Consider the following 22,365-nt stretch of genomic DNA (forward strand, 5'->3'; position numbering starts at 1 on the left):
GGCGAGGTGCCGTAGCGATCGCCATGGCCGACACCCCGACCGACGTCGACCTCAAGGCCGACCTGACCGACGACGTGGCCCTCGTCACGGGCGCGACGCGCGGGATCGGCGCCGAGATCGCCGCGGAATTAGCCGACTTGGGCGCGACCGTCTACGCCGGCGCGCGCGACCCCGACGACGTGACCGCGGCGGACCAGCGCGCGGTCCGGCTGGACGTGACCGACGACGACGAGGTCAGCGCCGCGGTCGACCGGATCGAGCGCGAGGCGGGATCGCTCGACGTCCTCGTGAACAACGCGGGCGTGTTCCCCCGCTCCGGACCGCTCCACGAGATGGACGTCTCGGACTTCGACCGCACGACGGCCGTCAACCTCCGCGGCCCGGTCGTCCTGACCAAGCACGCCCTGCCGCTGCTGCTGGACGGAACCGGCGGTCGCGTCGTGAGCCTCTCGTCGGGGCTGGGGCAGTTCACCGAGGGGCAGATGGGCGGCGGCTATCCGGCGTACCGGCTCTCGAAGGTCGGCGTCGGCGGGCTCACCGCGTACCTCGACGGGGAGTACGGCGACCGGGGCCTCATCGCGAACGCCGTCTCGCCGGGGTGGGTCCGGACGGACATGGGCGGCGACGAGGCCCCGAGACCCCCGTCGAAGGGCGCGGAGACGCCGGTCTGGCTCGCGCGGTTCGCGCCGGGGAGCCCCGCGGGGCACCTCTGGAAGGACCGCGAGCGGATCCCCTGGTAGCGTCGCCGACCGCAACGGATTTGCGCCGCCCGATCCGAACCCCGGGCATGACGCGGGTGTGTCTCCTCGGCGATCCCGACGTGGAGCTCTCCTACGAGCTGCTCTCCCGCGAGAAGGCTCGCGACGCGCTCGCCACCTACGACATCGAGGAGCCGTTCGAGAACAGCGTCGCCGTCGACACCGTGAGCCTCGGCGCCGCCGTCTCGCTGCTCAACGACCTCGACTGGTATCTCGCCCGCTTCGTCGCGGAGGCGCTCGTCTTAGAGCCGTCCGTCGCGACCGACGAGTGGCTCTCCCGCGACCTCGCCCGCGAGGTCCGCGACGGCGAGGTGCCGCCCGAGGAGACCGACCAGCGCCTGAAGGTGTTCGGGCTCGTCGACGGGCGCCCGGTCGAACCGCTCTTCGTCCGCCGGCGACAGGGCGAGACGCCGGAGTACGACCTGCGCGACGTCGAGGAGACCGTCGTCGTCCGCGTGAGCGAGTCCGAGTTCTCGGGGTGAGGCGACCGCGACGCCCGCCGGCTCACGCCCCGTCGTCGACCTCGGCGAGGATCCGCGTCCGGACCGGGTCCACGTCGACCGGCGCCCACGCCTCAACGTCGTAGGTCACGTCCGCGAGCGTCTCCAGGCGGTCGTCGTCGCCCGCGTTTATCGCCTCGACCGCCTCCTCCCGCAGCCGTTCGAGCACCGCGTCCGCGAGCGCCTCGCGGTCGACCTCGCGGTCCGGCACGTCGAGGATGTGCGGGAGGTCCTCGGCGCCCGCCGGGAGCGTCGGGAACGCGGCCGGCCCGACCGCGAGCGCGGTCGACTCGTCGTTCCCCTCCTCGCCTGCCCCCCCGTCGCCGTTCGCGATGTCGTCCGCGCCGCCCCCGGAGAGCGCGCCGCTCGGCGCCGGCACGAGCGCGTACTCGGCCACCGCGAGGTCGATGGCGGCGTCGATGGCCCCCTCGTCGACCTCGGCCCGCTGTTTGAACGCCAGCTCGGAGAGCGCCCGCGACAGCTCCGCCCGGGTGAGCCAGCCGAACAGGTCGACGACGCCCGCGAGGTCGTCGCGCGCGGCGACGCTCGGCCCGCTCGCGTCCGCCATCGTCAGTCCTCCCCCGGCGCGGGCTCCGCGTGTCCGTCGTCGGTCGCCGAGCCGCCGACGGCGTCGGTCCCGCCGCTCCCCGCGCCATCGCCGCGGACCGCGTCCAGGTCCGCCTCGGCGGCCTCTCGGACCTCGTCGGGGTCGACCGGCGCGTCCTGCCACGCGGGGAGCCGCGTGTCGGGGCCGGGCTCGCCGAGCGCCTCGGCGTAGGTCGCCACCTGCGAGCGCTCGTCGTCGGCGTCGTACGAGAGGCCGTTGAACGCGGCGTCGGCGGCGTAGCCGTCGACCAGCGTCGCCGCCGCGTCGCGGTACCGGTCGGCGAGGCCCTCGTAGTCGACGTCGACGCCCGCGTCCTCGACCGCGCGCAGCGTCGCCTCGCCGACCGCGCGGCTCATGTCGGCGAGCCCGGTCGGCCCCTCGACGGAGCGGTGGTCGTGCTCGTAGCGGCCGAGGTCGACCTGCGCGCTGTCCGCGAAGCCGGCGTGGCCGAACGCCTCGCCGAGGGTCCCGACCTCCAGCCCCCAGCCGCGCTGGACGCGGAGCCGCGAGACGAGGTCGCTCGTCGCCGCGAACTCGCCGGCGAGCGCGTAGCGGAACGCCGAGAGGTACTCCAGCACGGCCGGCTCTCGCCCGGGCGCGGCGTCGCCGAGCGCGCGGACCAGCGGCCGGAAGAACAGCCTGAACAGCCGCCCGTACAGCGATCCGTCCTCGACGCGGGCGTAGTACCCCTTCGAGAAGGCGTAGCCGCGCCCCAGCGGGAACAGCAGGCGGTTGACGAACGCGGGCGAGTAGGTCTTGGTGTCGGCGTCGTGGACGACGACGAACTCCTCGTCGAGCGCGCGGCCGAGGGCGAGCCACACGTCGCGGCCCTTGCCGCGGTCGCCGTCGAGGCCGCGCGCCTCCAGCAGCGACGCGAGCCGCGGGCCGTCGCACCACAGCGTCTCGACGTCGAGGTCGAAGCCGTCGAGCCAGTCGGCGAACGGCCCGGCGCGGTCGGCCGACGCCCGCAGCGGGACGATTACCCGGGCGGGGTCGACGGTCTCCAGCGTCGAGAGCACGCGCTCGGCCGCGAGCGTCCCGTACTCGCGCTCGGTCATCGGCACGACGACCGCCGCGCGGTCCGTCGGGGCGTCGGGCCGGTGGTCGGTCAACGCGTGGAGGGTCGTCACGCGCTCCTGAACGTACTCCATTTACCGATCACACGGGAGCGACGCCCAAAACAGGTGCGGTACCCCCGACCCGTTCGGCCGCTCCGAACGGGCTCCGCGCTCCGGTCCCGTCGCCGACGCCGCCGCGCCGCTGCGTCAGGTCGCTCGCGTCGAACCCGCTGCTCCGCCCGGGACGCGCCCGAGGCGGTAGAGGGCCGCGTACCCGGCGACCAGGAGCGCCAGCCCGCCGGCGAGCGCGAGGAAAACGGCGTCGTAGCCCGCGCCCGCCTCGATGGCCTCGCCGACGACCCACGAGCCCGCCGCCTGCGTGGACATCATCCCGGCCGAGAACATCGCGTACGCCGACGCGCGCGACTCGTCCGGCAGCGACGCCAGCAGGTACGTGTCGCCGGCCGGGAACAGCATGTGGATGGCGAAGCCGACGACGACGCTCGCGGCGATCACCGCCGCCAGCCCCTCGGCGACGACGACGAGGACCACGCCCCCCACGAACGAGGCGACGATGCCGAGCAGGTAGGGGACGTGCGGGAGCCGGTCCGCGAGGTCGCCCGAGACGAGGAAGGCGGGGACGCCGGCGGCGAAGATGACGGTCAGGAGGTTCCGGGCCGTCGCCCGGGGGAGCCCCTTGTCTATCATGTACAGCTCGTAGAAGTTGAACAGGCCCTGCCAGACGAAGCTGGTGAGGCCCATCAGCACGACGCCCGCGGCGATCAGCTTCCACTCGCCGCGGGCGGCCGCGAGGAAGTCGGTGTCGCCGGCGCCCGCGTCCGGGAGGTCGGTCCGCTTCGCGAGCGCGACGAACAGCAGCGTGCTGGCGGCCGCGGCGAGCGCGAGCGCGTAGAAGGCGTAGCGCCAGTCGTACCACAGCGCGACGGTGACCGCGGGCGCGGCGATGACGGCGGAGAGCTGGCTGGCCATGCCGTGGACGCCCATCACGCGACCGACGCGCTGGGGGAACAGCTCCGAGATGAACGGGTTGGCGGCGACGAAGTAGACGCCGGAGGCCAGGCCGACCGCGAAGGCGGCGACCATGAGCGCGAGCACGGTCGGCGCGAGCGCGACGCCGAGCGCGCCGGCGGTCAGCATCGCGCCGGAGACGACGATCACGCGGCGCCGCGTGAACCGGGTGAGCGCCCAGCCGGCGGGGAGCCGCGGGGCGGCCGAGCCGAGCCACGCGAGCGTGACGATGAGCCCGGCGGTCCCCTCGCGGATCCCGAACGCGTCGATGAACTCGCCCACGAGGGGCGCGAACACGACCCGGGCGAAGTTGACGAGGAAGACCAGCGCGCAGAGCGAACCGAACAGCCTGGTCCGTGACACGGCGGCGATTCCGCGCGCCCGGACACAAGCGTTGCGAAAGCGCCTGGTCGGACACCGCGGAACCCCGGTCGCGGCGGGGGAGCCCGTACCGCTCCGCCCGCGGGCGGTTTCGCCGAAGTCGTCAGACCGATGTCGTACAGGGTTTTTATGCGCCCCGGCGACAAACCCCGGGTATGAAATCCACGCGCAAGGGGCTCCGCGACGGGGACCTCGTCAAGGACACCTACGAGCGGCTCAACTGCGCCGACTGCGACCAGGTCATGAAGAAGGAGAACGACCCCGACGAGGTGTTCTCGGTCCGGATCTGTCCGGAGTGCGGCGCGCGCTACAAGGAACTCCGCTGAGGCTGCCGCGCCCGCGACGCCGACCCGCCGTCCGAGTCCCCGCCCCCACCGTCACTTTCTCTCCCCGCCCGCCGCCGTTCAGGAGCCGAACGAGTCCGCGACCGACGCCGCCACCGCCAGCGCCTCGCCCGTCACGATCTCGATCCACCGGTACCGCGTGTACGCCTCGACCGTCGACCGGGCGGTCCGGTCGGCCGCCGCGAGGGCGCCGTCGGGCTCGTCGAACAGCGCGAGGAACTCGGTCGCCAGCCACCGAGCGAGCGGGTTCTCGCTCCCGGCGAGCGACGACGCCGACTCGACCGCCCCCTCGCGCGCGTCGCCGATCGCCGTCGGCTCGTCGGGGAACATCGCGTCCCCCTCCTCGACCCGCGACGCCACGGCGTCGAGCGCGCGGAGCCGCGTCCACGCGAGCGCGGTCCGGGTCAGCCCCGTCGCCGGGTTGTCGGGCTCGTAGTCGCCGAACGCGACCGGGTCGAACCACATGCCGTCGAAGCTCCGGTAGACGGCGCTCGACAGCAGGGCGTCGCTCGGCGCGCCGCGTTCGACCGCCCGCTCGTCGACGAACGCCTCGGTGCCCGGATTGCGTCGGAGGTCCTCGACGCCCTCGCCGTGGAGCTCGCGGAGCCGGTCGCCGACCGCGCGGCCGATCCGATTCATCTCGCGGCGGAGCGGCTCGGCCACGGACGCCGGGTCGCCGAGCGACGCCGCGTACCGGTCGCGGAGGTAGCGCCCCGCTTCCACGTGCGCCTGGACGCGCTCGACGTCGCCGATCGCGTCCCCCGTCCGAAGCGGGTTCGCGCGGTCGGCGGGACCCACGCCGCCGCCGACGAGCGTCCGTCGGCGCGCCACGTCGTACCACCGCTCCATCGGCCCGTACACCGCGGCGGCCGCGAGCGGGTCCGCGGCCGGACCGGGGAGTTCCCGCAGCGTCTCGGACGCGCGGCGGCGCACCGTTCCGAGGTCCGGCGCCACCGCGGTCGGGTCGCCTTCGACGGTCACGGCCGCCCACGTGCCGACGGCGGTCGCGGCGTGCTCGCGCGCCGTCGCGTACCGCTCGGCCGCCTCCAGCGGCGTCAGCGACGTCGGTCCGCCCGGCAGCGCCTCGCGGGCCGCCGTCCGCTCGGTCGCGATCTGCTCGCGGAACTCGCCGTTGGGGAGCGTCTCCGCCGTCAGCGGCTCGGGGATCGGCGAGAGGAGGCGGTCGACGCGGTCCGCGAACGCGGCCGCGACCGCGGGCTCGACGTCGACGGGAACGAGCCGCGGACGCTCGGGGAACGGCCCGTCGAACTCCCGCGGGACGGCCTCGACGTCGAGCGACGGCGGGTCGTCCCAGAACCGGGATTCGCCCCCGCCGCCGAGGCAGCCGGCGAGCGAGCCGAGCGCGGCCCCGCCGGCGGCGGCGAGCGCGTCGCGGCGGGTGAGCCGTCGGGGCATCAGAAGTCACCCCACTCGTCGGTGGCCGTGGCGTTCCCGGGCACGGTCGCGTTCCCCTCGATCACCGCGTACTCGGTGTCCGTCGTCCGGCACGGCGACCGCCCGCTGGAGCCCGAGCCGCGGATCCGCTCGTCGAGCGCGGCCGGGAGCCGGAACAGCAGCGCCAGCGTGACCCTGGTGTCGGCCTCGCACGCCGCGTCGGGCGGCCTGAGCTCGCGGCAGTACTCGTACTCGACCCGCCCCGGCCGCCACGACACCGAGTGGATCTCCAGCCGCTGGCAGGAGCGGACGCCGGCCGGCGTCACGTACACCGTCTCCGCGTCGTAGTCGGTCTCGTCGAGGAACGCGCGGACCCGCTCGCGGTCGGCCTCGTCGACGCCCGGCGCGGCCCGGATCCGGGCGGCCCGCCCGGCCGTCGTCACGAGCTCCCTCCCGACTCGGGTGGGGCCGTCGGCGTCGCCGCCGTCGCTCGCGTCGCCGCCGTCGCTCGCGTCGCCGCCGTCGCTCGCGTCGCCGCCGTCGCTCGCGTCGCCGCCGTCGCTCGCGTCGCCGCCGTCGCTCGCGTCGCCGCCGTCGCTCGCGTCGCCGCCGTCGCTCGCGTCGCCGCCGTCGCTCGCGTCGCCGCCGTCGCTCGCGTCGCCGCCGTCGCTCGCGTCGTCGTCCGCCGCGACGCCGCCGTCGGTTCCGACCTCGCCGCCGCTTCCGGCCTCGACGAGAGCGGGCTCCTGCCAGTCGTTCCGCACCTTCAGCACGGTCGGGTCCGTGTCGGTTCCGGAGACGGGCGACGACCGCGCGACGGGGTCGGAGTCGTCCGCCGGGTCGCCGCCGAAGCAGCCGGCCAGCGCGCCGACCGCGCCGAGGGCGGCGCTACTCAGGAGGGCTCGTCGCGTGGGGGACATACGACCCGGTTGCGCCGGTCGGAACAAACGTCTTGTGGCGCGCGACAGCCGCCGGACCCGCCCGCGCGCCCCGCCTCACTCGAAGACGGCGTCGAACGCCGACGCGCCGAGCGGGTCGAAGGTGCCGGCCGCGACGTTCTCGCGGACGTGCTCGGGGTCGGTCGTGCCGACGAGCGAGGCGGTGACGCCCGGCGCGCTCCGCGCGAAGTTGAGCGCGCGCTGGGCGGGCGTCTCCCCCGCGAGCGTCGCGTCCACGTCCGCCGGGATCGCGCCCTCGACCGCGAGGTCGCCCTGCCCGAGACTCGCGCTCGTCACCACCGAGAGCCCGGCCTCGTGAGCGAACGTGAGCGTCGAGACCGGCCCCTCCGTGTCGGCGCCGGGCGGCGCGGGCTGGTTCCGCCGGGTGAACGCGTCGGCCATCGCGACGTTGAACGGCAGCTGGACCGCCGCGAACCCGTGGTCGTCGTCTGGGCCGACCGCCTCGCCGGCGGCCTCGGCGCGGGCGAGCACCTCGGCGAGCGAGAGGTAGTCGTCGGCCCCCTGCGGCACGCGGAAGGCGCTCCACGACGCGACGCCGTACGCGCCGACGTCGCCCGCGGCGCGCCGGCGTTCGAGGGCCTCGAAGGCGGCTTCGAGCGCGTCGTACACCTCGGACCGCGAGCGCACGGCGAGTTGCGTCTCGGGGTTGTGGACGTAGAAGCAGTCGACGGAGTCGAGGCCGAGCCGGTCGAGCGAGCGGTCCAGCGACCACTCCAGGTACGCCGGCGTCATCGCGTGCGCGCCGTTCGCGAGGTCGCCCGGGTCGACGATCCCCGGCTCGACGAAGCGCTCGCGGACGTAGGCGCTCGGGTCCGCGGGGCGCTCGCCGTCGAACGGGAGGAAGCCGCCCTTCGTCGCGACGACGACCGACTCCCGGTCGACGGGCGCCCCGCGGAGGGCCTCGCCGACGACGCGCTCGGCGCGGCCGCAGCGGTAGTTGGCCGCGGTGTCGACGTGGTTCACCCCCGAGCGGAGGGCCAGTCCGATCGACTCGCGGGCGGCGTCGTCGACCGCGGGCGTCGGCTCGCCGAGGTACGTCCCGATCCCAAGGCTGGAGACGACGCCGGGGCCGAAGCGCCGGAAGTAAGTGCGCCCGAAGGCGTCGCCGAACCGGTTCCGGTACCCCCAGAGCGCCTCGCGAGTCGCCATGTGGTCGGGGTAGTCGGCTCGCGGGTAAAAGTCGCGCGGGAGGGCGGCTCGTCGCGTTCGCCGAACCGCCGCGCGAGCCGCACCGATCGGACCGCCGAGGGCGCGAGTCAGTCGGTCACGCGGAAGGTCCGCGTTGTGTCCCTGTCGCCGCGGACCACGTCGACCTCGACCAGCCCCAGCGAGGTGAACACCTCGCCCCAGTCCCGGTAGTACAGCGGCGTCTCGTCGTCGACGTAGTTCACGTCCGGATCGGCCGCCTCCGCTCCCCTCACCGGCTCCTCGATCTCGGCCGTGACGAGGACCTCGTCGGTGATCCGCGCGATCTCATCGAAGACCCACTCGACGTCGGGGTGGAGGTGTTGGAGCGTCTCGACCGAGTACACGGCGTCGAACGCGCCGTCGTCGAACTCGCCGACAAGGTCCTCTATCGCGCCGCAGTGGAACGTCCCGTCGGCGGCCAGGTCGGGGTAGGTCTCCCGCATCGCGTCGAACGCGTCGGCGTTGATGTCGACGCCCGAGAGGTCGTCGAACCCGTGGGCGGCGAGGTGATCGAGGTGCCGCCCCGGCCCGCACCCCAGTTCGAGGACGGCCGCGTCGCGATCGAGGCGCGCGGTCAGCGCCTCGCGGATCCGCTCGCTCGTCTCGTTCGGCCCGTAGTGCGCGTAGTAGCGCGGTGAGTATTCGCCCGCCCGGTTCGTCCACGAGTCTCGGACGGCGTTGGGTTCCACGTGTGCCACCGCGGACAGAGACCTAAAACGCCGTCGAACGGCGTCCGAGCGCTGACGCTGGCGGCGGACTCGACTCGGGAGGGCCGAACGCCGAGCGCGGGCTCGCGTCAGACGCGCGCACGACGCAACGACTATACGGATTCCTCGTGTCAGGCGTGGTAATGGCCTCGCTCACCGACCACCTGGCGGACCTCGTCGCCGATGTGGACGCGGTCCTGCTGTTCTCGCCGACGAGTTCCTTCTACGAGCCGTTCGCGGACGACGGGACCGAGGTCGTCGTCGTCGCGCCCGACAACGACGTCGACGCCGAGACGTTCGTCGAGCTGCCGCTCCCCTTCGACAACGTCAAAGACCGGATCCGGTTCGGCATCGAGGGCGCCATGGACGCGGACCTCCTCGCGGAGGGCGACGAGGTGGCCTGCGTCGCGTCGGTGTTCGACGGCGGCTCGGACGCGGTCGTCCGCGTCACCGTCGACGAGGGGGTCCACACCGGCATCTACGACCTGTTCGCCAACTCCCGGGCGGAGCCGAGCGTCATCCGCGACGTGTTCGAGGTCGCGATCGAACTCGGCAAGAAGGGGCAGAAGGGCAAGCCGGTCGGCGCGCTGTTCGTCGTCGGCGACGCGGGGAAGGTGATGAACAAGTCCCGCCCGCTGTCGTACAACCCCTTCGAGAAGAGCCACGTCCACGTCGGCGACCCCATCGTGAACGTCATGCTCAAGGAGTTCTCGCGGCTGGACGGCGCGTTCGTCGTCTCCGACTCCGGGAAGATCGTCTCGGCGTACCGCTACCTCGAACCCGCGGCCGAGGGCGTCGACATCCCGAAGGGGCTCGGCGCGCGCCACATGGCGGGCGGCGCGATCACCCGCGACACCAACGCGACCGCCATCGTCCTCTCCGAGTCGGACGGGCTCGTCCGGGCGTTCAAGGCCGGCGAACTCGTCTTGGAGATCGATCCGGAGGAGTACTGAGCGATGTCAGCGGCCCAGGTCTCCGTCCCCGAGTTCGTCGCGAACGTCCCGTACCGGATCTGGCTGGCGCTCGGAGTGCTCGCGCTCGGGCTCGTGTTGGCGTACCTCACCGGCGTGATCAACCGCCGACTGCTCCGCCGCGCCGGCGTCCCGGAAGTGATCGAGGGGACCGCCTTCGAGCGGACCGCCCGCGAGTTCGACACCTCGACGGTGCGGATCCTGGCGCAGCTGTCGAGCTACTTCATCCTCGCCGTCACCGTCATCGTCGCCCTGACCGTGGCGGACGTGAACTACCTCGAACAGTTCTGGTCGGGGGTCGCCGCGTTCCTCCCGCGACTGTTCGTCGCGGTGGTCGTGTTCATCGTCGGCATCGTCGTCGGCGACAAGGCGGAGCTGCTCGTCGCCGAGCGCCTCCGTGGAATCAAGCTCCCCGAGCTCGGCGTGCTCCCGACGCTCGTGAAGTACAGCGTCGTGTACGTCGCGACGCTCATCGCGCTCGGCCAGGTCGGCGTCCAGACGCTCGCGCTCATCGTGCTGCTCGCGGCGTACGCGTTCGCGCTCGTGCTGTTCGCCGCGCTCGCGACGAAGGACCTGGTCGCCTCGGCCGCGGCCGGCGTCTTCCTCCTCCTCCGCCAGCCGTACGGCATCGGCGACGAGGTGCGTGTCGCCGGCGAGCGCGGCGTCGTCCAAGAGGTTGACCTCTTCGTCACCCACATCGAGACGGACGGTGAGGAGCACGTCCTCCCGAACCACGCGGTGTTCCGCGAAGGGATCGTGCTGATCCGGGAGTAGCACCGCCACGGCAGGCGATCCGCGACCGGTCCGTCTCCCCTCGTCACCCGTTCCCACGATATGAAAGTCGTCGGCCCGGTATAACCCGACGCGCCGCCAACGGGGAAGCATGAACCCCGACACCGCGAGCGTCGCCTGCGACGGCTGGGACGGCAGCGAGTGCGAGGGGACGCCCCACTGCCCCCCGCGCTGTCCGCGGTTCGTCGACAAGGAGGGCACGCGCTGGACGATCCGGCCGGCGAGAGACGCCGACGAGCCGTTCCTCGCCGAGATGTACGACGCGTTCGACCGCGCCCACCGCGCGCAGGGGCTCCCGCCCGTGAGCCGGCGGCGCTGCGCCGACTGGGTCGAGACGATGCTCAGCGAGGCCAACAACGTCGTCGCGGAGCGGGACGGCGAGCTGCTCGGCCACGCGATGTACACGCCGACCGACGCCGCGGTGCCCGAGCTCGCGGTCTTCGTCCACCCCGCCGCGCAGGACCGCGGCGTCGGGACGGAGCTGTGTCGGCACGTGATCGCCAACGCCGCCGCGGCCGGCCGCGAGGGGCTCGAACTCCACGTCGAGACCGGGAACCGCGTCGCGCGGAGCGTCTACCGGACGGTCGGCTTCGAGGTCGCCGAGCGGCGCGGCGACCTCCGGATGGAGCTCGACCTCGACGAACCGATCGCGACCGAGGTCCGCTGGCCGCCGCTCGCCCGCCAGGGGCCCACCGAGCCGGCGGTCGACCTCTCGCCCCGTGACGGCGGCCCCGGACGCTCTCCGGCCGACGACTGAGGCGAGGCGACCGCGCGGCCCGCCCTCCGGACCGCCGTCACCGCAACCGTTAGGCCCCGCCGACCCCAGGGTACCGTAACCGTGGACGACGCCATCGAGTGGCTGCGGGACCGCCCATTCTACGAGGGACAGATCGCCGACCACCGGCGGCTCCCGGCGCGCGAGCCCGAGTTCGGCGACGTGGACCTCGAACCCCGGCTCGCCGACGCGCTCGCGGACCGCGGGATCGACCGGCTCTACCGCCACCAGGCCGACGCGATCGGCGCGGTCCGAGACGGCGACGACGTCGTCCTCGCGACCGAGACGGCCAGCGGCAAGTCGCTCGCGTACACCGTGCCCGCCTTCGAGGCGGCGATGGACCACGGCGGCCGGACGCTCTACCTCGGCCCGCAGAACGCGCTGATCGCCGACCAGGAGGAGTCGCTGTCGGACCTCGCGGCCGACCTCGGCTTCGGCAGCCGCGTCTCGGTCGACTCCTACACCGGGCGGCTCTCGCGGTCGGAGAAGCGGGACGTGCGCGACCGCCGCCCGACCGTCCTCCTCTCGAACCCGGACATGCTCCACTACGCGCTGCTGCCGTACGCCGGGCGCCTCTGGGACTGGTTCTTCTCGTCGCTGGAGTACGTCGTCATCGACGAGGTCCACAGCTACCGCGGCGTGTTCGGCTCGCAGGTCGCGCTGACGCTCCGCCGGCTCGCGCGGACCTGCGAGCGGTTCGGCTCGTCGCCGCAGTTCGTCTGCTGCTCGGCGACGATCAACAACCCCGTGGACCACGTCGCGACGGTCACCGGCCGCGACCCCGAGGGGATCGCCCTCGTCGACGAGGACACCTCCGGGCGGGGGCCGCGCGACTGGGTGCTGTGGAACCCGCCGGAGTACGACGACGACTGGCAGGAGCGCGGGAGCGGCCGGCGGAAGTCGAGCCACACCGAGTCGAAGCGGCTGTTCGTCGACCTCGTGACGGCGGGCGCGCAGACCCTGGCGTTCACGCGGGCGCGACAGACCGCGGAGCAGTACGCGACCGACAGCGCGAGCGACCTCCGGGAGCGGGGCGAGCGCGACCTCGCCGGGAAGGTCGGCGCGTACCAGGCTGCGCTCACCGACGACCGGCGCCGGGAGATAGAGGCCGACCTCCACGCCGGCGACCTGCGCGGGGTCTGGTCGACGAGCGCCCTCGAACTCGGCGTCGACGTGGGCGGGCTCGACGCGGTCGTCCTCGACGGCTACCCCGGCACGCGGATGTCGGCCCACCAGCGCGCGGGCCGGGCCGGCCGCGGCGACGACCCTGCCCTCGTGGTGATGGTCGGCGGCGAGGACCAGCTCGACCAGTACCTGATGCGGAACCCGAGCGACTTCTTCGACGCGCCGCCCGAGGACGCGATCTGCGACCCGGAGAACGGCCAGCTCATGCCCGGCCACGTCGCCTGCGCGGCCGACGAGAACTGGCTCTCGCCCGGGGACGAGCGGTTCTTCGGCGACTCGTTCCCGGGCGTGGTGGCCGACCTCACCGACGAGGGCGTCCTGAACCGTCGCGAGGCCGCCAAGGGGACGCGCTGGGTCCACGCCGGGGGGTCGAGCCCGCAGCAGTCCGTGAACCTCCGCACCGCCGAGGAGCGCGAGACATCGCTGATCGAGCGGTCGAGCGGCGAGACGGTCGCCACGCTCGGGTTCGCCGACGCGCTCCGCGACGCCCACCCCGGCGCCATCTACCACCAGCAGGGCCGCACCTACGAGGTGGTCGACCTCGACCTCGACCGCGACGTGGCGGAGCTCCAGCAGTCGTGGGCGGACTACTACACGCAGGTGCGGTCGGACAAGGACATCGTCGTGAACGAGGACCTCGACGAGCGCGCGCTCTCTGCGCGCGAGGACGTGCCGGTCCGCTTCGCCGACGTGACGGTGACCGAGCAGATTACGGGGTTCGTCCGGAAGGACGCCGCCACGGGCGAGTCGCTCGGCGAGTCGACGCTCGACCTCCCGGAGACGACGCTGCGGACGAAGGCGCTGTACTTCCCGGTGCCCCGGGACGTCGAGCGCGAGATGCGGCGGCTCGGCGACGCGCTCGACGGCGAGAACGCGGGCGACCCCGAGGTCAGCGCCGACGGCGGCGAGGCGCCCGGCGACGGCGACGAACCGATCCCGGGCGGCGAGTACGCGTTCAACGGCGGGATCCACGCGGCCGAACACGGGATCATCTCGCTGTTCCCGTTCCACCTGCTCTGTGACCGCGCCGACGTCGGCGGCATCTCGACGCCGCACCACCCCCACACCGAGGGGCCGGCGGTGTTCGTCTATGACGGCTACCCGGGCGGCGTGGGGCTCACGCGCCGCGGGCACCGCCGGATCGAGGAGCTGATGACCCGGACGGCGCGGCTCATCGACACCTGCGACTGCGAGGGCGGCTGCCCGGCCTGCGTCCAGTCGCCCCACTGCGGCAACGGGAACGACCCGCTGGCGAAGGCGCCCGCCGTCCGCCTGCTCGAATCGCTGACGGGCACCGACGCGGACGCCTGACCCAAACTGACTTCCCCGCGGCCGTCGAGCGTTCCGTCGATGGCGCTCGACCTCGACGACGCCGCGGACCCCGCCGCCCGGGCGATGGAGTGGCTCGTCCTCGGCGCGGCGTACTTCCTCCTGCTGTTGTTCCTCATCGGCGTGTTCGACCTGTTCGTCTCGCTGTACCGGCTCCTCGTCGCGGGGAACTTCACCGACCCGGCCGAGGTGGTCGCGCTCCTCGACAGCGTCCTCCTCCTCCTCCTGATCATCGTCGAGGTCCACCGGACGCTCGTGGCCTACGCGCGCGGCCAGCCGGTCCTCCGGATCGTCGTCAGCGCCGCGATCATCGCCGTCTCCCGGCGCGTGATCAGCTTCCGGCTCGAGGACTACGGCGGGGGCGACGAGGCGCTGCTCGCGGCCGCGGCGCTCGGCGTCCTCGTCCTCTCGCTCACGGTCGGCTACTTCCTGCTCGACCGGGTGAGCGTTCCGGGGCGGCTGGAACTCTGACCGCGGCGCGACCGGAGCGCCGCCCGCTGCCGGCCGAGACCCCCGCGCCGCTCCCGGTGGTTTCACGGTGGACGCGCCCGTGTCGATCCCATGGAGCTGTTCTGGCACCGACGGGACCTCAGAGCCGCCGACAACGTCGGGCTCGCGGCCGCGAGCGGGGCCGGCGACGACTCCGACCGCGGTCCCGCCGCGCCCGTGTTCGTCTTCGATCCGTCCGTCCTCGACCACGCGAGCGACGTGCGCGTGCGCCGCCTGCTCGACGGGCTGGCCGCGCTGCGCGACGACTACCGCGAGCGCGGGAGCGACCTGCTCGTCGCGCGCGGCGACCCCGAGGCCATCCTCCCGCGGCTCGCGGCGGCGCTCGACGCCGAGCGCGTCGTCTGGAACCGCGACTACTCCGGGCTCGCCCGCGAACGCGACGCCGGGGTGCGACGCGCGCTCGACGCGGTCGACGTGGCGCGCGAGGCCCACCACGACGCGGTCCTCCACGACCCGGACGCGATCCGGACGAACGCCGGCGACCCCTACTCCGTGTACAGCTACTACTGGAAGAAGTGGACCGACCGCGCGAAAGAGGACCCGGCGCCGGCGCCGACCGAGGCGGATCTGGCCGATACCGATCGGCTCGCGGCCGCGGCCGACGCCGTCGACGGGGCGGACGCGTCGGGCGCGGTCGCCGACGGCGGCGAGGCGGCGACGCTCGGCGCGGCGGTCGGCGACCTCCCGACGCCCGCGGACCTCGGCTTCGCGGAACCGGACGCGACGGTCGGGCCCGCGGGAACGGAAGCGGCCCGGGAGCGCCTCGACGACTTCCTCGACGAGGCCGTGTTCGCCTACGAGGCCGAGCGCGACTACCCGGCCCGGGAGGCGACCTCGCGGCTCTCCGCGTTCTTCAAGTACGGCGAGATCGGCGTCCGCGAGGCGTACGCGGCCACGGAGGCAGCGATGGCCGAGGCGGAGTCCGACTCGCGGCCCGAGGACGCCCCGGAGCAGGTCGAGGAGTTCCAACAGCAGTTGGCCTGGCGGGAGTTCTACACGCAGGTCCTCTTCCACAACCCGGAGGTCGTCTCCGAGAACTACAAGGAGTACGAGGAGGGGATCGAGTGGCGCGACGACCCCGAGGAGATCGCCGCGTGGAAGCGCGGCGAGACGGGGTACCCCATCGTCGACGCCGGGATGCGCCAGCTGCGCGAGGAGGCGTTCATGCACAACCGGGTGCGGATGATCGTCGCCTCCTTCCTCACGAAGGACCTCCTCGCGGACTGGCGGCACGGCTACGACCACTTCCGCGAGCACCTCGCCGACCACGACACCGCCAACGACAACGGCGGGTGGCAGTGGGCGGCTTCCACCGGGACCGACGCGCAGCCGTACTTCCGCATCTTCAACCCGATGACGCAGGGCGAGCGCTACGACCCCGACGCGGAGTACATCACGGAGTACGTCCCGGAGCTCCGCGGGCTCGACGCCGACCTGATCCACGAGTGGCACGAGCTGTCGCCCACCCAGCGCGCGAACGCCGCGCCGGAGTACCCGTCGCCGATCGTCGACCACTCGGAGCGGCGCGAGGCGGCCCTCGCGATGTACAAGCGAGCGCGCGGCGAGGACCCGGACGACTGAGACCGCGGCGGAGAGAGCGCGTTCGTCCGGCGACGGAAAACGGAGCGGCGACGCCGGATCAGTCGGCGACCGCGGCCACCATCCCCTGCTTGTAGTACCGCTGGAGCGTGACGAACAGGACGATGGGGACGATCATCGTCAGCACCGAGCCGGCGGCGACGAGCCCCCAGTCGATCTGGAGGCGTCCCTTCATCAGCGGCAGCACCTGCGGCGCGAGCTGGTTCTCGCGGGACCGCATGAACACGAGGGGGAAGAAGAAGGAGTTCCACACCCACGTGAACTGGATCACCGCCACCGAGACGAGCGCCGGGGCGGAGTAGGGCAACACGATCGACTTGAATATCTGGTACCGCGACGCGCCGTCGATCCGGGCGGCCTCCTCCAGCTCCTCGGGGAGCCCCAGCAGGAAGTTCCGGAGGAACATGACGACCCACCCCATCCCCCAGCCGATGTGGACCAGGATGAGCCCCATGTACGTGTCGAACAGGCCGGTCGTCCGCAGGGTGTTGTAGTTGCCCATCGCCACCAGCTCCGGCGGCGCCGCCATGACCACGATGAGCAGGAAGAACAGCCACTTCTTCACCGGGAAGTCGAAGCGGGCGAACGGGTACGCCACCATCGTCCCGAGCAGCGTCACGGCGAGGACGGACGGCACCGTGACGATCGCGGTGTTCAGCATCGCCTGCCGCATCGGCCCGGACTGGAACGTCCACGCGCGGGCGTAGTTCTCGAAGGTGACGGTGAACGTCTCGAAGTTCCACCAGCCCTGGATGATCTGGTCGAGCGGGCGGACGGAGGCCATGAACAGCCCGACGAGCGGGACGAGCCACAGGAGCGCGACGCCGATGGCGACCGCGTACCGCAGCGCGCGCGGCCCGCTCGGGACCGCCGCGCGGACCCGTTCGGGGAGGGGTCGGTCGGCGATCGGTGCGGTCTCCGGCGGCTCGTGGTACACGCGCCCGCCGTCGGTCTTCGGGTCGCTGTCGGCGGCGGACTCCGGTTCGTCGCCGGCGTCGGTCGGATCGTCCGAGTTGTGTGTGTCAGTCATCGTGGATCAGTCCATTGACGCGATGTACCACGCCATCGGGAGGGCGATCACCAGTTCGATGAGCGCGACGACCATCGCCTTGCTGTACTCGATCGGGACGGAGAACGCCGCCTGGTACACCTCCAAGCCGAGGACGGAGAACACCCCGCCCGGACCGCCCGAGGGCCCCCCGGCCGCGTAGACGACGGCGAAGATCCGGATCACCCAGATCATGCTCATGATCACCACGACCGCCGTCACGGGCTTGACGAGCGGCCAGATGATGTCCTTGAACCGCCGGAACCGCCCCGCGCCGTCGATGCGGGCGGACTCCAGCAGCGCGGGGTCGATCCCCGCGAGCGCGGAGCTGTACAACAGCATGCTGAACCCGGTCTGGACCCAGACGCCGCCGGCGATCAGCGCGTAGATCGCGATCTGCGGCTCCTGGACCCAGTTCCGGACCACCGACTCCAGGCCGATCGACCGGAGCAGCCCGTTGAAGATGCCGGCCTGCGGGTCGTAGACGAACAGGAGGACGAGCCCGATAACGACCGTCGGCGTCGTGAACGCGAGGAACACCATCGAGCGCAGGATGCTCCGCCCGCGCAGGTCGGCGAAAAGCAGCGCGAGCCCGAGGCCGAGCAGCGTGCTCAGCGGGACGTGGACAACCATCCAGATGATGTTCTGCGGCAGCGCCCCCATCGGGTACTGGAGCGCGAGGAGGTTGTCCCAGTTGATGATCGCGTCGTCGTTGAACGTCGCGATCCACGTCTCGAACCCGGCGAACTGCCCGATCGTGAACCCGTCCCAGGTGAAGAAGCTCCCCACCGCCGAGTACAGCATCGGCCCGACGGAGAAGATGCCGAACAGCGTGAGCCCGGGGAGCATGAACACGAGGATCGCGGTGAGCTTCTCCCCGTCCACGTCGCGGTCGAAGCGGTCCTCCAGGTACGATTCGACGGACATGGTATCAGGCCACCAGTTCCCCGTCCCCGTCGTAGAGGTACGCGTCGCTCGGGTCGAACGTGAGGTGGATGTCGTCTCCGGCCACCGCGTCCGTCGTCGGGACCTTCACGTTCACCACGGAGCCGCCCACCTCGACGTTGACCAACACGTACTCCCCGAGCGGTTCGACCGTCTTCACCGTGCCCGGCACCGTCCAGTCCGTGTCGGGCGCCGCGGCCGACACGTCGATGTCCTCGGGCCGGACGCCGACGGAGACGGTCTGCGACGACGTCTCCGCCGGCATCGGGAGGGCGTTGCCCCCGGAGAGCTGGACCGTTCCGCCGCGGTTCTCGCCCTCGAAGAGGTTCATCGGCGGCGACCCGATGAACTTCGCGACCCAGGTGGTCCGCGGCCGCTCGTACAGCTCCTCGGGGTCGGCGACCTGCCGGATCGTCCCGTCGTTCAACACGACGATCTTGTCGCCCATGCTCATCGCCTCCTCCTGGTTGTGAGTCACGTACACCGTCGTGATCCCGAGCTCGTTCTGGATCCGCTTGAGCTCGGAGCGCATCTCCAAGCGGAGCTTCGCGTCGAGGTTACTGAGCGGCTCGTCGAGGAGGAACACCGACGGCTCGCGGACGATGGCCCGCGCGAGCGAGGTCCGCTGGCGCTGCCCGCCGGATATCTCGCCGGGGTCGCTCTCCATCTGGTCTTCGATGTGAAGCAGCTCCGCGACCCGCGCGACCCGCTCGTCCCGCTCCTCCGGCGGCACGCCCCTGACCTTCAGCGGGTACTCGATGTTCTCCCGAACGGTCATGTGGGGGTACAGCGCGTAGTTCTGGAACACCATCGCGACGTTGCGATCGGCGGGCGGGGTCCCGTCGACCCGGTCGTCGTCGAAGTAGATCTCTCCCTCCGACGGGTCCTCTAACCCCGCGATCATCCGGAGGGCGGTCGTCTTTCCGCAGCCGGACGGCCCGAGGAACACCACGAACTCCCCGTCGTCCACCTCCATGTCCAGCTTGTAGTTCGCGACCGTGTCACCCCCGTCGAAGTACTTGCTCACCGATCGCATGCTAATGCGGGTCATCGACTACCCGCCCGTATTCATTTATTACACTTATAATTAATCATAGACCATGGATATGGGGACCGCCGAAGGGACGGGGTATCAGTTCTCTGTCCGGCTAATTCAATAATTACTTAGCAATCCTTTCACTACGTGGGGGAGATGAGTTCCGGTCTCTTCGACTACACCAATTTTCCGCAGATCTCCGGCGAGCTCTTCCGCGCCGTCCAGGGTCGCGACCTCTTCGAGGACGACAAGCGGTTCGTCGACGCGGAGCCGCGCGTCTCCCCCGACCTGGTTCTCGAACGGTACCTGTCCGCGCGCGACCGGCCCGACTTCGAACTGGCGTCGTTCGTCGAGGACCACTTCCGGCTGCCGGAACCGGTCGCCGCCGCGCCGGACCTCACCGCGTCGCGGTCGATGGAGGACCACGTCTCGTCGCTGTGGGGCGCCCTGACCCGGACGTTCGAGGACGACGCGGCCGGCTCGACGGTCGTCCCGATCCCGAACCCGCACGTCGTCCCGGGCGGTCGCTTTCGGGAGATGTACTACTGGGACAGCTACTTCACCGCGGAGGGGCTGGCGGCCGCCGACCGGACCGACCTGATCGCCGGCATGGTCGGGAACATCGCCTCCCTGATCGACCGCTTCGGCTTCGTCCCCCTCGGCAACCGGGCGTACTACGACAGCCGGTCGCAGGTCCCGCTGTTCTACCGCATGCTGCGCGTGCTGGAGCGCGCGGAGGGGTTCGACGCGGTCGCGCCCCACGTCGAGGCGCTCCGGACGGAACACGGGTTCTGGATGGACGGGGCCGACCGGGTCGCCCGGGAGAGCGGTCCCGCGGCGCACCGCCGCGTCGTCGGGCTCGCGGACGGGACCGTCCTCAACCGGTACTGGGACGACCGCGCCCGCCCGCGCCCGGAGTCGTACCACGAGGACCGGCGGCTCGCCGAGCGGGTCCCGGTCGACGACCGGCCCGACCTGTTCCGCGACGTCCGGGCCGCCTGCGAGTCGGGCTGGGACTTCAGCTCCCGGTGGCTCGCGGCGGACGACCTCACCACGATCCGGACGACCGAGCTGGTGCCGGTCGACCTCAACGCCGTCCTCTTCGGCATGGAGTCCGCCCTCGCGGAGTGGCTCCCGAAGGTCGGGCGGGCCGAGGCCGGCGAGCGGTACGCCGACCTCGCCGCCGACCGACGGACGGCGATCAACCGGTACTGCTGGGACCCGGACGCAGGGTTCTACGTCGACCACTCGTGGGTCGACGGCCGGCCGTCGGACCGCCTCACGCTCGCCGCCGTCGCGCCGCTCTTCACCGGCGCCGCGACCGACGACCGGGCGGCCGCGGTCGCCGACCGGCTGCGTGAGGACTTCCTCCGCCCCGGCGGCCTCGTGACGACGCTCGAGGCCACGGGCGAGCAGTGGGACGCGCCCAGCGGCTGGGCCCCGCTCCACTGGATGGCCGTCACCGGGCTGCGGCGGTACGGACACGACGACCTGGCCGACGAGATAGCGGACCGCTGGGTCGGCCTCGCGCGGCGGTCGTTCGAGGAGACCGGCCGCATGGCGGAAAAGTACGACGTGCGCACCGTCGGGGAGACGACCGACCTGGGCGAGTACGAACCCCAGTACGGGTTCGGCTGGACGAACGGCGTCGTCACGGCGCTGTCGGCTCGGCGGTAGGCCCTTCCCCTGCCGCCGGAGCGGGGGCGTCGCGCTTCTGAACGCTTATCCCCGCCGACCGACTTCGATCGGGTATGAGCGACGACGACGCCGTCGACGCCGAGTCCGCCGAGGACGAGGCGGGCGACGCGGCGCGGACGAACGGCACGGCGGAGGCGACCGCCGAGGAAGCGGCCGCCGAGTCGGCCGACGGCGACGCCCGTCACGACGACGAGGCGCTCGCCGCGGCCGTCGCCGAGCACGACGAGGCGCTCGCGCGCGAGGTGGCGGCGCTGGAGGCCGACCTCGCCGAGACCCGCGAGGCGCTGCGCGAGCGCGACGAGGAGGTCGATGAGCTGACGAGCAAGCTCGCCCGCGTGAAGGCGGACTTCAGCAACTACAAGGAGCGCGCGAAACGGAAGCAGGAGGAGATCCGCGAGCGCGCCTCCGAGGCGCTCGTCGAGCGGATCGCGCCCGTCCGGAACGACCTCCTCCGCGCGCTCGACCAGGACGAGGGGAGCGACCTCCGCCCCGGCGTGGAGTCGACGCTGGAGAAGTTCGACGACGTGCTCGCCGACGAGGGGGTCGAACCCATCGAGCCGGAGCCGGGCGAGGAGGTCGACCCGGCGCGCCACCAGGTGATGCTCCGCGTCGACAGCGACCGCCCCGAGGGGACGATCCACGAGGTGTACGAGCCCGGCTACGAGATGGGCGACCGCGTGCTGAGCGAGGCGAAGGTGACCGTCAGCACCGGCGACGGCGAATAGCTCGCGCGCCTCGCGCGTCAGGACCGGACCGCCGATTCGTAGGCGTCGACGAGGTCGTCGAGCCCGGCGTTCGGCGCCGCGGCGTGCGGCACGGAGAGCGGCGAGACCGACACCTCGCCGTCGACGACGGCGCGCCGATCGGTCCCCACGGGGTCCGGCACGTCGCCGTCGTTCATCCGGCCCCAGATCGGGTCCGAGAACCCGACCCGGCCGTCCCCGTTCCGCTCCGCGCGCATCCCGTACCACGTCGAGGGCGTCGTGACCCGCAGCGGCGCGCGGTCCTCGTCCGCGATGGGCGCGTTCACGTTGAGGTAGTCCGCGCGCTCGAACACGCCGGCGTCGACCGCCTCGTCGACGAGGTACCGCGTCGCCCGGGCCGCGTGCGCGAAGTCCTCGGCCGCGAACTCCCGCTTCCACCAGTCGTCGCCGCCGGGCACGTACATCGAGGTCGCGACCGCGGGCACGTCGAAGAACGCGGCCTCGACCGCCGCGGAGACGGTCCCCGACCGGCCGAGCGTGTAGGCGCCGAGGTTCGCCCCCTCGTTACAGCCCGCGACGACCGCGTCCGCCTCCGGGACGAGTTCGTCGAGGCCGGCGACGACGCAGTCGACGGGGGTCCCGTCGATGACGTACCCCAGTTCGTGGTCGTCGACCGCGACGTCGTCGGAGAGGCGGCGACCGACGGACGACTGGTCGTCGGCCGGCGCGACGACCGTCACCGCGTACTCGGTCGCGAGCGCGTCGTGGAGCGCGCGCAGCCCCGCGGCGTCGACGCCGTCGTCGTTTGTCAACAGGATCCGGTCGACGCTCATACCCGTACCACGGG

At 72.5% G+C, this 22,365-nt stretch carries 21 protein-coding genes and 1 pseudogene; 11 read left to right on the forward strand and 11 right to left on the reverse strand.

Annotated features, from left to right (window positions below; all coding sequences use genetic code 11):
• Positions 1 to 23 precede the first annotated feature (23 nt).
• Both DVK05_RS14605 and DVK05_RS14610 read left to right on the forward strand, forming a co-directional pair.
• Positions 24 to 740: an SDR family NAD(P)-dependent oxidoreductase gene (locus DVK05_RS14605; RefSeq protein WP_121564498.1), complete on the forward strand. Its 717-nt coding sequence runs from the start codon at positions 24 to 26 to the stop codon at positions 738 to 740.
• Between the two features lie 47 nt (positions 741 to 787).
• A complete protein-coding gene (locus tag DVK05_RS14610) occupies positions 788 to 1,240 on the forward strand; it encodes a DUF5804 family protein (protein WP_121564500.1) in 453 nt (150 codons plus the stop codon).
• Positions 1,241 to 1,262: 22 nt separating this feature from the next.
• On the opposite strand, the gene DVK05_RS14615 is transcribed toward DVK05_RS14610, so the two are convergent.
• The 3 genes from DVK05_RS14615 to DVK05_RS14625 form a co-directional block, all read right to left on the reverse strand.
• A complete protein-coding gene (locus DVK05_RS14615; protein WP_121564503.1) occupies positions 1,263 to 1,826 on the reverse strand; it encodes a hypothetical protein in 564 nt (187 codons plus the stop codon).
• A 2-nt stretch (positions 1,827 to 1,828) separates the two neighbouring features.
• Entirely contained in the window at positions 1,829 to 3,016 is a 1,188-nt protein-coding gene (locus tag DVK05_RS14620) for a glycosyl transferase family 2 (protein WP_121564505.1), read from the reverse strand.
• A gap of 114 nt (positions 3,017 to 3,130) precedes the next feature.
• Positions 3,131 to 4,315 carry an MFS transporter gene (locus tag DVK05_RS14625; protein WP_121564507.1) on the reverse strand — a complete coding sequence of 395 codons (1,185 nt, stop codon included), beginning with the start codon at positions 4,313 to 4,315 and terminating at the stop codon, positions 3,131 to 3,133.
• 173 nt (positions 4,316 to 4,488) lie between these two features.
• On the opposite strand from DVK05_RS14625, the gene DVK05_RS17410 reads away from it, so the two are divergent.
• Positions 4,489 to 4,659 carry an HVO_0758 family zinc finger protein gene (locus tag DVK05_RS17410; RefSeq protein ID WP_199712340.1) on the forward strand — a complete coding sequence of 57 codons (171 nt, stop codon included), beginning with the start codon at positions 4,489 to 4,491 and terminating at the stop codon, positions 4,657 to 4,659.
• A 78-nt stretch (positions 4,660 to 4,737) separates the two neighbouring features.
• On the opposite strand, the gene DVK05_RS14630 is transcribed toward DVK05_RS17410, so the two are convergent.
• The 4 genes and pseudogenes from DVK05_RS14630 to DVK05_RS14645 form a co-directional block, all read right to left on the reverse strand.
• Positions 4,738 to 6,093, reverse strand: coding sequence for a hypothetical protein (locus DVK05_RS14630; protein WP_121564509.1), 1,356 nt, complete (start codon positions 6,091 to 6,093; stop codon positions 4,738 to 4,740).
• Positions 6,093 to 6,539: pseudogene (locus DVK05_RS17785) on the reverse strand (hypothetical protein); the annotation flags it as partial. The pseudogene DVK05_RS17785 and the gene DVK05_RS14630, both read right to left, overlap by 1 nt.
• Before the next feature lie 528 nt (positions 6,540 to 7,067).
• Positions 7,068 to 8,180 (reverse strand): aldo/keto reductase, encoded by a 1,113-nt coding sequence (locus tag DVK05_RS14640; RefSeq protein ID WP_121564511.1) that lies wholly within the window; start codon positions 8,178 to 8,180, stop codon positions 7,068 to 7,070.
• 107 nt (positions 8,181 to 8,287) lie between these two features.
• Positions 8,288 to 8,908 (reverse strand): class I SAM-dependent methyltransferase, encoded by a 621-nt coding sequence (locus DVK05_RS14645; RefSeq protein ID WP_121564513.1) that lies wholly within the window; start codon positions 8,906 to 8,908, stop codon positions 8,288 to 8,290.
• A gap of 161 nt (positions 8,909 to 9,069) precedes the next feature.
• Here DVK05_RS14645 and dacZ point away from each other — a divergent pair, with 161 nt between their 5' ends.
• The 6 genes from dacZ to DVK05_RS14675 all read left to right on the forward strand — a co-directional run bounded on the left by dacZ (position 9,070) and on the right by DVK05_RS14675 (position 16,069).
• Complete coding sequence (gene dacZ, locus DVK05_RS14650; RefSeq protein WP_121564515.1) at positions 9,070 to 9,879, forward strand: diadenylate cyclase DacZ; 810 nt, start codon at positions 9,070 to 9,072, stop codon at positions 9,877 to 9,879.
• Between the two features lie 3 nt (positions 9,880 to 9,882).
• Positions 9,883 to 10,671 (forward strand): mechanosensitive ion channel domain-containing protein, encoded by a 789-nt coding sequence (locus tag DVK05_RS14655; RefSeq protein WP_121564517.1) that lies wholly within the window; start codon positions 9,883 to 9,885, stop codon positions 10,669 to 10,671.
• 109 nt (positions 10,672 to 10,780) lie between these two features.
• Positions 10,781 to 11,446: a GNAT family N-acetyltransferase gene (locus DVK05_RS14660; protein ID WP_121564519.1), complete on the forward strand. Its 666-nt coding sequence runs from the start codon at positions 10,781 to 10,783 to the stop codon at positions 11,444 to 11,446.
• Between the two features lie 81 nt (positions 11,447 to 11,527).
• On the forward strand, positions 11,528 to 13,960 hold the full coding sequence (locus DVK05_RS14665) for a DEAD/DEAH box helicase (RefSeq protein WP_121564521.1): 2,433 nt from the start codon (positions 11,528 to 11,530) through the stop codon (positions 13,958 to 13,960).
• A gap of 39 nt (positions 13,961 to 13,999) precedes the next feature.
• Positions 14,000 to 14,449 (forward strand): phosphate-starvation-inducible PsiE family protein, encoded by a 450-nt coding sequence (locus DVK05_RS14670; protein ID WP_121564523.1) that lies wholly within the window; start codon positions 14,000 to 14,002, stop codon positions 14,447 to 14,449.
• Between the two features lie 90 nt (positions 14,450 to 14,539).
• Entirely contained in the window at positions 14,540 to 16,069 is a 1,530-nt protein-coding gene (locus tag DVK05_RS14675; RefSeq protein WP_121564525.1) for a deoxyribodipyrimidine photo-lyase, read from the forward strand.
• Between the two features lie 58 nt (positions 16,070 to 16,127).
• Here DVK05_RS14675 and DVK05_RS14680 read toward each other — a convergent pair whose 3' ends face one another.
• Genes DVK05_RS14680 through DVK05_RS14690 form a run of 3 tightly spaced genes read right to left on the reverse strand, consistent with a single transcriptional unit; the run spans position 16,128 to position 19,116 of the window.
• Positions 16,128 to 17,117, reverse strand: a complete 990-nt coding sequence (locus DVK05_RS14680; protein ID WP_121564527.1) for a carbohydrate ABC transporter permease — start codon at positions 17,115 to 17,117, stop codon at positions 16,128 to 16,130.
• Between the two features lie 6 nt (positions 17,118 to 17,123).
• Positions 17,124 to 18,062 (reverse strand): carbohydrate ABC transporter permease, encoded by a 939-nt coding sequence (locus DVK05_RS14685; protein WP_121564529.1) that lies wholly within the window; start codon positions 18,060 to 18,062, stop codon positions 17,124 to 17,126.
• Positions 18,063 to 18,066: 4 nt separating this feature from the next.
• Positions 18,067 to 19,116 carry an ABC transporter ATP-binding protein gene (locus DVK05_RS14690; protein ID WP_121564531.1) on the reverse strand — a complete coding sequence of 350 codons (1,050 nt, stop codon included), beginning with the start codon at positions 19,114 to 19,116 and terminating at the stop codon, positions 18,067 to 18,069.
• A 156-nt stretch (positions 19,117 to 19,272) separates the two neighbouring features.
• Between DVK05_RS14690 and DVK05_RS14695 the strand changes: the two genes are divergently transcribed.
• Both DVK05_RS14695 and DVK05_RS14700 read left to right on the forward strand, forming a co-directional pair.
• On the forward strand, positions 19,273 to 20,793 hold the full coding sequence (locus tag DVK05_RS14695) for a trehalase family glycosidase (protein WP_121564533.1): 1,521 nt from the start codon (positions 19,273 to 19,275) through the stop codon (positions 20,791 to 20,793).
• A 74-nt stretch (positions 20,794 to 20,867) separates the two neighbouring features.
• Positions 20,868 to 21,539 carry a nucleotide exchange factor GrpE gene (locus tag DVK05_RS14700; protein ID WP_121564535.1) on the forward strand — a complete coding sequence of 224 codons (672 nt, stop codon included), beginning with the start codon at positions 20,868 to 20,870 and terminating at the stop codon, positions 21,537 to 21,539.
• Positions 21,540 to 21,556: 17 nt separating this feature from the next.
• Here the strand turns inward: DVK05_RS14700 and surE are convergent, their stop codons facing one another.
• Positions 21,557 to 22,351 carry a 5'/3'-nucleotidase SurE gene (surE, locus tag DVK05_RS14705; RefSeq protein WP_121564537.1) on the reverse strand — a complete coding sequence of 265 codons (795 nt, stop codon included), beginning with the start codon at positions 22,349 to 22,351 and terminating at the stop codon, positions 21,557 to 21,559.
• Between the last annotated feature and the right edge of the window lie 14 nt (positions 22,352 to 22,365).

It is taken from the genome of Halorubrum sp. Atlit-8R, from assembly GCF_003666025.1.
GTDB lineage: Archaea > Halobacteriota > Halobacteria > Halobacteriales > Haloferacaceae > Halorubrum > Halorubrum salinarum.

Coding starts and splice junctions, on each gene's coding strand:
- DVK05_RS14615 (WP_121564503.1), bottom strand. CDS start 1,826: ATGGCGGACGCGAGCGGGCCGAGCGTCGCCGCGCGCGACGACCTCGCG.
- DVK05_RS14605 (WP_121564498.1), top strand. CDS start 24: ATGGCCGACACCCCGACCGACGTCGACCTCAAGGCCGACCTGACCGAC.
- DVK05_RS14640 (WP_121564511.1), bottom strand. CDS start 8,180: ATGGCGACTCGCGAGGCGCTCTGGGGGTACCGGAACCGGTTCGGCGAC.
- DVK05_RS17410 (WP_199712340.1), top strand. CDS start 4,489: ATGAAATCCACGCGCAAGGGGCTCCGCGACGGGGACCTCGTCAAGGAC.
- DVK05_RS14620 (WP_121564505.1), bottom strand. CDS start 3,016: ATGGAGTACGTTCAGGAGCGCGTGACGACCCTCCACGCGTTGACCGAC.
- DVK05_RS14680 (WP_121564527.1), bottom strand. CDS start 17,117: ATGACTGACACACACAACTCGGACGATCCGACCGACGCCGGCGACGAA.
- DVK05_RS14675 (WP_121564525.1), top strand. CDS start 14,540: ATGGAGCTGTTCTGGCACCGACGGGACCTCAGAGCCGCCGACAACGTC.
- DVK05_RS14685 (WP_121564529.1), bottom strand. CDS start 18,062: ATGTCCGTCGAATCGTACCTGGAGGACCGCTTCGACCGCGACGTGGAC.
- DVK05_RS14655 (WP_121564517.1), top strand. CDS start 9,883: ATGTCAGCGGCCCAGGTCTCCGTCCCCGAGTTCGTCGCGAACGTCCCG.
- DVK05_RS14670 (WP_121564523.1), top strand. CDS start 14,000: ATGGCGCTCGACCTCGACGACGCCGCGGACCCCGCCGCCCGGGCGATG.
- DVK05_RS14630 (WP_121564509.1), bottom strand. CDS start 6,093: ATGCCCCGACGGCTCACCCGCCGCGACGCGCTCGCCGCCGCCGGCGGG.
- DVK05_RS14610 (WP_121564500.1), top strand. CDS start 788: ATGACGCGGGTGTGTCTCCTCGGCGATCCCGACGTGGAGCTCTCCTAC.
- DVK05_RS14660 (WP_121564519.1), top strand. CDS start 10,781: ATGAACCCCGACACCGCGAGCGTCGCCTGCGACGGCTGGGACGGCAGC.
- DVK05_RS14695 (WP_121564533.1), top strand. CDS start 19,273: ATGAGTTCCGGTCTCTTCGACTACACCAATTTTCCGCAGATCTCCGGC.
- dacZ (WP_121564515.1), top strand. CDS start 9,070: ATGGCCTCGCTCACCGACCACCTGGCGGACCTCGTCGCCGATGTGGAC.
- surE (WP_121564537.1), bottom strand. CDS start 22,351: ATGAGCGTCGACCGGATCCTGTTGACAAACGACGACGGCGTCGACGCC.
- DVK05_RS14700 (WP_121564535.1), top strand. CDS start 20,868: ATGAGCGACGACGACGCCGTCGACGCCGAGTCCGCCGAGGACGAGGCG.
- DVK05_RS14690 (WP_121564531.1), bottom strand. CDS start 19,116: ATGCGATCGGTGAGCAAGTACTTCGACGGGGGTGACACGGTCGCGAAC.